Genomic DNA, 9,606 nt, shown 5'->3' with positions numbered 1-9,606 from the left:
CGTGACCTCGGCGTCCACCGCATCTCACCGCAACACTCCTGACGATGCGCAGCGCCCCTCGATCGGGTGAGACGGGCGGATTTATACACTGAGTTGAATTTCTGATAAAGCGAAATATTTCGATGGCAGGGCCTTGACGCGTTTTTGCTGAGTTGCCCGTCGGGTTGTTTTGCCGCACCTCTTTCCGTCATTCCGGGGCATCGCGAAGCGATGAGTCCGGAATCCATCGAGCCACAAGTCGAATGGTCAAACGGATTCCGGGCTTTCGCTTTGCGAGCCCGGCGGATGGATGGACCTTGCGGGGGAAATCAGTGATTGGCGATTCCGCGAGTGTCGGCCGCAGCGTTAACGCTCCGGGCACAGCGTCATGGGGCTTGCCAGGAAAGCGGTTTGGCCGCTTAATCGGAGGATTGCTGCAAATTTTTCATTTCCAAGCGTGGATTTTCCCATGAACGCCATCGAGCAGATTATTGCCGGCTATGTGTCGTTGAAGAATCGCCAAAAGCTGGAAGAACTCAGGGACCATCGCCAGCGACTGCTGGACGACGTTCGAGCCTCCAGCGTCCCTGGTTTCAAACCATCGGTCGTGAATGACACGCTCCGCGAGGAGATCGAGCTCATCGAGGCGGCCTTGGCTCGCTTCGACGAGGACGCGTAGTTTGCTGCCGCGGCGTTAGCCGGGCCTATCATCGTGTTTCTGCGATTGCGACGGACTTCTGTTTGGGAGGTACTCATGATCGATCAGGGAACTGCTCCTTATGCTGCCTTCTTGCTCCGCGTGACACTTGCCGGGCTGTTCATTGCGCATCTCTACGGCAAGTGCGTGCTCAAACCGATCAGCCTGTGGTGGAACGGACTTTCCAAACTCGGTTACCCCGAATGGGTTCTGGCCTATGCGCTGAGCGCCGAATTCGGATCGGCGGTTTTGCTGCTGCTCGGCATCTATACGCGCTGGGTGAGCCTCTACACGATCCCGATGATGCTCGGCGCAACCCATTTCTGGATGCTGCGAAAGGGCTACTGGTTCACGGAGGCGGGCTGGGAGCTGCCGTTCGTGTGGGCGATCATGCTGGCCGTTCAGGCGCTGCTGGGCGACGGAGCGTTTGCGGTGAAGGTTCCCAGGCTGCCTTGGGAACGCCGGCTGCAACCGACGCCAGCCTGACGGATTCGCATTCAGGCTGGCGCGTGCGCGACCGCCGCGTTGGCCTGCGGTGACAGTTTCAATGGGGAGGACATTGCCATGCTGCGTATTGCCGTACTGCTGTTGCTCGCTGCTGCCACCACAGCTCACGCTGAGATCGTCCGCAAGGAATTGAAGCGCGCCGACGTGGCCGGGACCGACATGGAAGCCATTGAGGTCTATCTTGAAGTCCCGCCGGGAGAAAGTCTTCCGCGCCATACGCATCATGGCGAGGAGATCGTCTACGTCATTCAGGGAGCGACCTTGCTCCTGCCGGATGGTTCGCAAAGAGAATTGCCCACCGGCGCCGGCGTGATCAACCAGCGCGGCGTGCCGCATGCGGGCTTCAAGATCGGCGGCGACAAGACGCTGAAGCTGATCAACGTCTTCGTGGTCGACAAGGGCAAGCCTTTGACCGAAGTCGTGCAGTAAAGGTCAACTGTGCACGCCGTCACTTGCTGCGGTCGCTGTCCTTCATCCGTCGAACTGTATCGATGAAGGCTTTGATGATCGGGGAGTGGGCTCGCCCGCTGTGATGGGCAATGCTGTACTGGGTCCTGATGGTGCGATCGCTGATCTCGAGCGCGCGCAGATTGGGGTGCGGCACGAACTCGAAGTCGGCGACGACGCTGATGCCGAGGCCGCGCTCGACCGCCTTCCAGACGCCCTCGCGGCTCTCGATCTCGAAGACCGGTTCGATCCTGATGCCCTCGGCCTGCATCGTCGCCTCGAAGGCGCGCCGCGTGGTCGAGCCGCGCTCGCGCAGCACGATCGGCTGGTCGGCCAGCTCGCGCAGCCGGACCGATTTGCGCTTGAACCAGGGATGATCGCGGTTGACGAACACGATCACGCGGTGGGTGCGATAGGGGATCATGGTGACGCGCGGATCCTCCGGGACCTCCGCGAGGATCGCGACGTCGGCTTCGAAGTCGACGATGTGACGAAGCGTGCGTTCGGAATTGCCGAGCAGGGTCGAGATCTGCACCTCCGGGTGATCGCGCTTGAAGGCGGCGATGATCTCGGTGGCATGAAACGGTCCGACGGTCGCCACGCGCAAATGGCCTTTGGTGGCCTTGCCATGCGCGGCCAACAGGTCGTGCGCCTCGTCGCAGAACGTCATGATGCCGCGCGTGATCTCGAACAGCGCGGCGCCGGCCTCGGTGAGCTCGGTGTGCCTGGGCCTTCGGATCAAAAGCTCGACGCCGTAAGTCTGCTCCAGCTCCTTGACCTGGATGGTCAGCGTCGGCTGCCCGACATGGAGCACGCGCGAGGCCGCGGTGAAGCCGCCATGGGCGGCGACCGCATGGAAGGCGCGCAGCTGGCTGAATGCTATTGACATAATCAATAGAACGCATCCGAAGAATGAATTTGTCAATAGCAGCCGGCGCCGTACCTTCGCGCCAAACGGAGGACGCGTGGATGGCCTGGACTTACTCCAACCCGGTAAGAGTTGAATTCGGAGCCGACAGCTTCGACAAGCTGCCGGCGCTGATCGGCAAGCGCGCCTACGCGCTCGTGACCTATGGCGAGCCGGTCTTCGATGAACTCGAGCGCCGGCTGCGCGCCGCGGCGGGGCCATCCGTCCTGACCATCCGCGACGTCGCGCCCAATCCAGACTACCGCCTGCTCACCGAGCAGACCGCTCGTTTTGCCGGGCTCGCGAAGCAGCCCGAGGTGATCATCGCGCTCGGTGGCGGCTCGGTGATCGACTCAGCAAAAGTGTTCGCGGCGGCCGGCGGCGACTTCGCGACCGTGAAGACCTATCTGGAGACGCAGCAGGGCGCCGAGCGCCTCGCGGCGATCCCGATCATCGCGGTGCCGACCACAGCGGGCACCGGTAGCGAGGTGACCTGCTGGGGCACGGTGTGGGACGAGGCCAACGGCAAGAAATATTCGCTGGCGCGCCCGTCGCTCTATCCGACTCATGCGGTGATCGATCCGCGCCTGATGCTCGGCAAGCCGCAGTTGCTCACCATCAGCACCGGCCTCGACGCGCTGTCGCATGCGCTGGAGAGCATCTGGAACATCAACAACAACCCTGTGTCGGCCAACCACGCGGTAGCGGCGGCGCGCGGCGTTCTCGACGTGCTGCCGAAGCTCGCCAACGACCTCGGCAATCTCGAGCTGCGCAGCCGGATGGCGCAGGCGGCGTTGTTCGCGGGGCTGGCGTTCTCCAACACCAAGACCGCGATCGCGCATTCGCTGTCCTATCCGATCACGCTGCGGCACGGCGTGCAGCACGGCATCGCCTGCTCGTTCTCGCTGCCGATGGTGCTGCGCAGTGTGAAGGGGGCGGGCGGGCTCTGCGAGGACAGCCTGCGGCAGATCTTCGGCAGCGACCTCGCGCGGGCGGCCGATAATCTCGAAGACTTCATGGCGCGGCTCGGCATCTCCTGCAACCCGGCCGCTTACAGGATCGAGCGCGCGGAATGGCACGCGCTGATCGCGGATTCGCTCGAGGGAGAACGCGGCCGCAATTTCCTGGGCTCGAAGGAGCGGTTGATCGAGGCAGCGCAGACCCAGCGCATGCCGAGCGCGGTGAGCGCGTGACGACGGTGCGGTGACAAGGAGACACATGATGCAAGAGAACGGCCAAGACAATCGCAAGACCATCACCGTCAACGGGCGCGACTACGAGGCGCCGACGCGGCCGACGGTCGTGATCTGCCTCGACGGTTCGGAGCCGGGCTATATCGAGCAGGCGATCGAGGCCGGCGTCGCGCCGACCTTCGCGCGCTTCATGAAGGAGGGCGCGCATGTCCACGCCGCCAGCGTGATCCCGAGCTTCACCAACCCGAACAACCTCTCGATCATCACCGGGCGCCCGCCCGCGGTGCACGGCATTGCCGGCAACTATTTCTACGACACGGCGAACAACGCCGAAGTCATGATGAATGACCCGAAATTCCTGCGCGCGCCGACCATCCTTGCCGGTGTCCACGACGCCGGCTACAAGGTCGCAGCCGTCACCGCCAAGGACAAGCTGCGGACATTGCTCGCCTACGGGCTCGACTATGCGAACGGCCGCGCCATCGCGTTCTCGTCGGAGAAGGCCGACCAGGCCACCAAGGCCGCCAATGGCATCGATAACGTGCTCGACTTCGTCGGCCTGCCGCTGCCGGAGGTCTATTCGGCCGATCTGTCGCGCTTCGTGTTCGCGGCCGGCGTCAAGCTGGTCGAGCGCTATCGTCCTGATTTGATGTACCTGTCGACCACCGACTACATCCAGCACAAGGTCGGGCTCGGCACCAAGGTCGCCAACGACTTCTACGCGATGATCGACGGCTATCTTGCCCAGCTCGATGCGCTCGGCTGTAACATCGTGGCGACCGCCGACCACGGCATGAACGACAAGTTCTTGCCCGACGGCAAGCCCGACGTGATCTATCTCCAGGACGTCATGGACGACTGGACGGGTGCGGGCGCCGCGCGCGTGATCCTGCCGATCACCGATCCCTATGTCGCCCATCACGGCTCGCTCGGCTCGTTCGCGACGATCTACACGCCCGAGGGCGCCGATGTCGGCACGCTGCTGATGCGGCTGCGCGATACCAAGGGCATAGAGGTCGCGCTGACCCGCAAGGACGCTTGCGCCAGGTTCGAGCTGCCGCCGGACCGGATCGGCGACATCGTCGTGATCTCGACCAGGCACAAGGTGCTCGGCACCAGCGAGTCTCGCCACGATCTCTCAGGCTTGACCGAGCCGCTGCGCTCGCATGGCGGGCTGACCGAGGAGCGGGTGCCGCTGATCGCCAACCGCAAGATCGCACTGCCGGCAGGTCACGCCCTGCGCAATTTCGACGCCTTCGACGTCGCGCTCAACCGCATCCAGTGACATCCGGACCTTAAGGACACCATCATGAACATCCAGGGCCCGGCCGTTCGCCATGAGCAGATGCGCATCGCAGGCACGCTCGTCGACACCGACGAGCATGTCGAGGTCTTCAATCCCTACACCAACAAGGTGATTGGCACCGTTCCGGCGGCGCGCCCGGAGCATGTGCGCAGCGCGTTTGCCAAGGCGGCGGCGTTCAAGCCGAAGCTGACGCGCTATGAGCGCCAGCGCATCCTGCTGCGCACCGCCGAGATCCTCGCCGGCCGCAAGGAGGAGTTCGCGCGGCTGATCACCGCCGAGTCCGGGTTATGCTGGAAGGACTCGCTCTACGAGGCGGGCCGCGCCTACGACGTCTATTCCTTTGCCGGGCAGCTCGCGATCCATGACGACGGCGAGACGTTCTCCTGCGACATCAGCCCGCAGGGCAAGGCGCGCAAGATCTTCACGACGCGCACCCCGCTGCTCGGCGCGATCTCGGCGATCACGCCGTTCAATCATCCGCTCAACATGGTGAGCCACAAGATCGCGCCCGCAATCGCCACCAACAACCGCGTGGTGCTGAAGCCGACCGAGCTGACGCCGCTGACCGCGCTCGCGCTCGCCGATGTGCTCTATGAGGCCGGGCTGCCGCCGGAAATGCTGTCGGTGGTCACAGGCAATCCGCATTCGATGGGCGATGCGATGATATCAGATCCCGAGGCCGATCTCGTCACCTTCACCGGCTCGGTCAGGGTCGGCAAGCACATCGCCACCAAGGCGGGCTACAAGCGCCTGGTGCTCGAGCTCGGCGGCAATGATCCTCTGATCGTGATGGAGGACGCCGACCTCGATAAGGCAGCCGAACTTGCGGTCACGGGGGCGACCAAGAATTCCGGCCAGCGCTGCACGGCCGTGAAGCGCATCCTCTGCGTCGAGGCAGTGGCCGACGACTTCGCCGCGCTGGTTCTGAAGAAGGCGCGCACGCTGAGGTGCGGCGATCCGATGGACCCGACGGTCGATGTCGGCACCGTGATCCATGAGGGCGCGGCGAAGGAGTTCGAGCGTCGCGTCAACGCGGCCGTTGCCGACGGCGCCGAGCTGCTGCATGGCAACGATCGCCAGGGCGCGCTGTATCCGCCGACGGTGGTCGACCGGATTCCTTACACCAGCGAGCTCGTGATGCAGGAGACGTTCGGTCCGGTGATTCCGATCATCCGCGTGCCCAACGACATCGAGAGCGTGATCCGGATTTCGAATTCGACCGCGTTCGGCCTGTCGTCCGGCGTCTGCACCAACCGGCTCGACTACATCACACGGTTCGTCAACGAGCTCGATGTCGGCACCGTCAACGTCTGGGAAGTGCCGGGCTACCGGATCGAGATGTCGCCGTTCGGCGGGATCAAGGACTCCGGCCTTGGCTACAAGGAGGGCGTGCAGGAGGCAATCAAGAGCTTCACCAACGTCAAGACCTACTCGCTGCCTTGGCCGGTCTAGAGCAGCGCGTCCGACGAGGGCCGCACGCGCACAACAAGAACAACGCGGCGGCCGACAGCGATCAACCAAACAAAGGGGAGGCCTCAATGTCGATCACGTTCAGTCCGTCGAGCGTCGGCTCGGTCGGAGTCCAGAATCCGGAGCTTGCGACCTTGTTCCGCCGCGCACAGTGGCGGATGCTGTTCGCGGCGATGTTCTGCTATCTGTTCTTCTACACCGGGCGACAGACCTTCGGCTTCGCCATTCCCGGTATCCAGGCCGAGTTCGGCGTCACCAAGGAGGCGCTGGGCTGGGCCAGCGCGGCGCTGCTCTGGTGCTACGCGGTCGGGCAAGCCATCAACGGCAATCTCGGCGACAAGTTCGGCGGCCGCCGCGTGATGAGCGCAGGCGCGATCCTCTCCTTCATCATGAACTGGGCCACCAGCCTCTCGACCGGGATCGTCAGCCTCACCGCGTTCTGGGGCATCAACGGCTATTTCCAGTCGATGGGCTGGGCGCCAGGCAGCCGCCTGCTGTCGAACTGGTGGGGCCGCCACGAGCGCGGCACGGTCTACGGGCTCTATACGTTCGCGGCGGGGCTCGCCTCGGTGCTGTCGTTCGTCACCTCGCTGGTCGTGGTCGGCTATTTCCAGCTCGACTGGCGCTGGATCTTCCGCATCCCGGTCGTCCTGCTGCTGCTCGGCGGCATCGCGTTCTATCTGATTGCGCGCGAGAAGCCTGAGGACATGGGCTTTGCCTCGCCGCATGACGAGGCCGACGACGTTGCGGCAACGGAGGCCGCGGTCGACGCCAATGAGGGCTCGCTCGCGCGCTACAAGGCCGTGCTGTCGAACTGGCGCCTGCTGGTCGCCGGCGTCTCGATCGGTTTCCAGAACGCGGCACGCTACGGCCTGCTGGTGTGGGTGCCGGTGCACTTCCTCGGCAGCAACTGGGCCAAGGCCGGTGCCACCTCGGTGATCGATCCGCGCTGGATCAGCATCGCGCTGCCGGTCGGCATGGCGGTCGGCGCGTTCAGCAACGGCTGGGTCTCGGACAAGGTGTTCGGCTCGCGCCGCTACCTCGCCATCGTGCTCTACATGGTGCTCGCCGCGGTCACCTCGCTGTGCATGTACGCAATCCCGACCTCGGAGATTGTTCTCGGCATGACGGTGCTGTTCCTGTGCGGCTTCTTCACCTACGGCCCGCAATCCTCGTTCTGGGCGCTGTGCCCGGACCTGGTCGGCCACAAGCGGGCAGGGACCGCAACCGGGGTGATGAACTTCTTCGCCTATCTGTTCGCAGGTCTCGGTGAGCCGATGATCGGCCACTTCATGGACAAGCATAACCAGACGTCGCTGGTGTTCCTGGTGGTCGCGATCTGCGCGACGTCGAGTGCGGTGGTGGCAGCGTTCATCCGCCGCTGACCAGCGATCCGCATCGCCGGCTCCACGACAGGTCCGCGCGTCCACGGGAGGCGCGGACTGCTCTTTTTTGGACTAAGCAGAACACCGTTGAGCGCGGTCGCCGGAGCCGCAGCGCCCGGCCAATTCCCTGAAAAATCCCGGCGCGGGCCGGTGAGCTGGCGCCCAATTCCTCGCCATGACCTGATCAATATCGAAGCAGCAATTATATAATATATAGTGATATCAATATGATATAACAAATTGTATGCAGAATGCAAAATGTGCTTGTCGCGCCGGCCTCCTTGAAGCAGACTTTGCGCGGGGCAGGAGAGGCCAACCACCTTCGATGACGAGGGCGCGCCAGGGGCAAAAACAATCTGCCGGCAGAGGAGCGTGCAATGAGCGAGCAGGTGTCCACCATCGCAATGGCAGATGCGGCGAAGCCTTCCGGCGTGCGCTGGAAGATCTTCCTGCTGATGCTGTTCCTGATCTCGATCAACTATATCGATCGCGCCTCGCTGTCGGTCGCAATGCCCGTGATCGCCAAGGAGTTCGATATCGATCCGGCGATGCAGGGCCTGATCCTGAGCTCGTTCTTCTGGACCTACGCGCTGATGCAGGTGCCGGGCGGCATGCTGGCCGATCGCTTCAAGCCGCGCATCGTGATCGCGCTCGCGACACTGTTCTGGGGCTTCTTCCAGGCGCTGGCGGCGCTGTCCACCAGCTGGATGCTGCTGCTCATGACCCGGCTCGGGCTCGGCGCATCGGAGGCCCCGATCTATCCGGCCGGCGGCAAGCTCAACGCGATCTGGATGACGCAGACCGAGCGCGGCCGCGGCGCGACCTTGCTGGACGGCGGTGCGCCGCTTGGCGCTGCGCTCGGCTCGATCGTGATCGCCTGGCTGATGGCGGCATTCAGCTCCTGGCGCGTGGCCTTCGTCGTCGCCGGCATCGGCACCATGCTGTGCGGGCTGTGGGCCTGGTACTACATCCGCAACGTGCCGCGCGAGCATCCGTCGGTCAATGAAGCCGAGGCGCGCTATCTCGAGGAGGCGCATGCGATCGAGGACGCGGCGACGCCGCCCTCGTCCGGTGCGAGCGGGATCGCCTATTTCCGCTTCCGCTCGGTGTGGTGCATGTGCCTCGGCTGGATGTTCTTCAACACCACGTTCTATGGGCTGCTGACCTGGATGCCCACCTATCTGTTCAAGGTGCACGGCTTCGACATCAAGGCGCTCGGCGGTGCATCTTTCATCATCTTCTTCGCGGGCTTCGTCGGCGAACTGGTCGGCGGCTGGATCGGCGATGGCTGGCGCGCGCGGGGCGGGGCGCCCAACACCGTGTTCCGCACCCTGTTCGGCATCGCCGCGATCATGGCGACCGTGTCGATCTTCCTCGTCGCCTACGTCACCAATGCGGTGGTGGTGGTGGTGCTGCTGTCGACGACGCTGTTCTTCCTGCGCTGGTGCGGCATGTATTGGGCGATCCCGTCGGCGCTGGCGGGCCGCGGCAAGTCCGGCTTCCTCGGCGGCTGCATGAATCTCGGCGGCAACATCGCCGGCATCACGACGCCGCTGATCGTCGGCTTCATCGTGCAGGCAACCGGCTCCTACTTCCTGGCTCTGATGTATTTCGCCGCCGCGGGCATTGCGCTGTTGATCTGCTCGACCCTGATCGACTACAGCCGCAAGCTCCCGGTCTAGAATCGAACTGCGGCCGAGCCCGTGAAGGGTTCG

9 protein-coding genes are annotated in these 9,606 nt (G+C 64.0%); 8 read left to right on the top strand and 1 reads right to left on the bottom strand.

The genetic code is table 11. From position 1 onward, the window contains the following. Positions 1-448 precede the first annotated feature (448 nt). The 3 genes from QMZ05_RS22790 (at position 449) to QMZ05_RS22780 (ending at position 1,612) form a co-directional block, all read left to right on the top strand. Positions 449-658, top strand: coding sequence for a hypothetical protein (locus QMZ05_RS22790; RefSeq protein WP_353702777.1), 210 nt, complete (start codon positions 449-451; stop codon positions 656-658). A gap of 75 nt (positions 659-733) precedes the next feature. Next, the gene (locus QMZ05_RS22785; RefSeq protein ID WP_353702776.1) at positions 734-1,162 is read left to right on the top strand and encodes a DoxX family protein; all 429 of its coding nucleotides are present in this window, start codon (positions 734-736) and stop codon (positions 1,160-1,162) included. A 78-nt stretch (positions 1,163-1,240) separates the two neighbouring features. Further along, entirely contained in the window at positions 1,241-1,612 is a 372-nt protein-coding gene (locus QMZ05_RS22780) for a cupin domain-containing protein (RefSeq protein WP_353702775.1), read from the top strand. A gap of 19 nt (positions 1,613-1,631) precedes the next feature. Here the strand turns inward: QMZ05_RS22780 and QMZ05_RS22775 are convergent, their stop codons facing one another. Then, the gene (locus QMZ05_RS22775) at positions 1,632-2,519 is read right to left on the bottom strand and encodes a LysR substrate-binding domain-containing protein (RefSeq protein WP_353702774.1); all 888 of its coding nucleotides are present in this window, start codon (positions 2,517-2,519) and stop codon (positions 1,632-1,634) included. 80 nt (positions 2,520-2,599) lie between these two features. Here QMZ05_RS22775 and psrA point away from each other — a divergent pair, with 80 nt between their 5' ends. The 5 genes from psrA (at position 2,600) to QMZ05_RS22750 (ending at position 9,573) form a co-directional block, all read left to right on the top strand. Continuing rightward, positions 2,600-3,730 (top strand): iron-containing alcohol dehydrogenase PsrA, encoded by a 1,131-nt coding sequence (gene psrA / locus QMZ05_RS22770; RefSeq protein ID WP_353702773.1) that lies wholly within the window; start codon positions 2,600-2,602, stop codon positions 3,728-3,730. A gap of 28 nt (positions 3,731-3,758) precedes the next feature. Then, the gene (phnA, locus tag QMZ05_RS22765) at positions 3,759-5,015 is read left to right on the top strand and encodes a phosphonoacetate hydrolase (protein ID WP_353702772.1); all 1,257 of its coding nucleotides are present in this window, start codon (positions 3,759-3,761) and stop codon (positions 5,013-5,015) included. Positions 5,016-5,039: 24 nt separating this feature from the next. After that, a complete protein-coding gene (gene phnY / locus QMZ05_RS22760) occupies positions 5,040-6,488 on the top strand; it encodes a phosphonoacetaldehyde dehydrogenase (protein ID WP_353702771.1) in 1,449 nt (482 codons plus the stop codon). Between the two features lie 86 nt (positions 6,489-6,574). Beyond that, a complete protein-coding gene (locus tag QMZ05_RS22755; protein WP_353702770.1) occupies positions 6,575-7,891 on the top strand; it encodes an MFS transporter in 1,317 nt (438 codons plus the stop codon). 377 nt (positions 7,892-8,268) lie between these two features. Continuing rightward, positions 8,269-9,573 (top strand): MFS transporter, encoded by a 1,305-nt coding sequence (locus QMZ05_RS22750; protein ID WP_353702769.1) that lies wholly within the window; start codon positions 8,269-8,271, stop codon positions 9,571-9,573. Positions 9,574-9,606 lie beyond the last annotated feature (33 nt).

The organism is Bradyrhizobium sp. INPA03-11B, assembly GCF_040446015.1.
In the GTDB taxonomy this organism is placed as follows: domain Bacteria; phylum Pseudomonadota; class Alphaproteobacteria; order Rhizobiales; family Xanthobacteraceae; genus Bradyrhizobium; species Bradyrhizobium macuxiense_A.
This window is presented reverse-complemented; position numbering and strand designations above follow the sequence as displayed.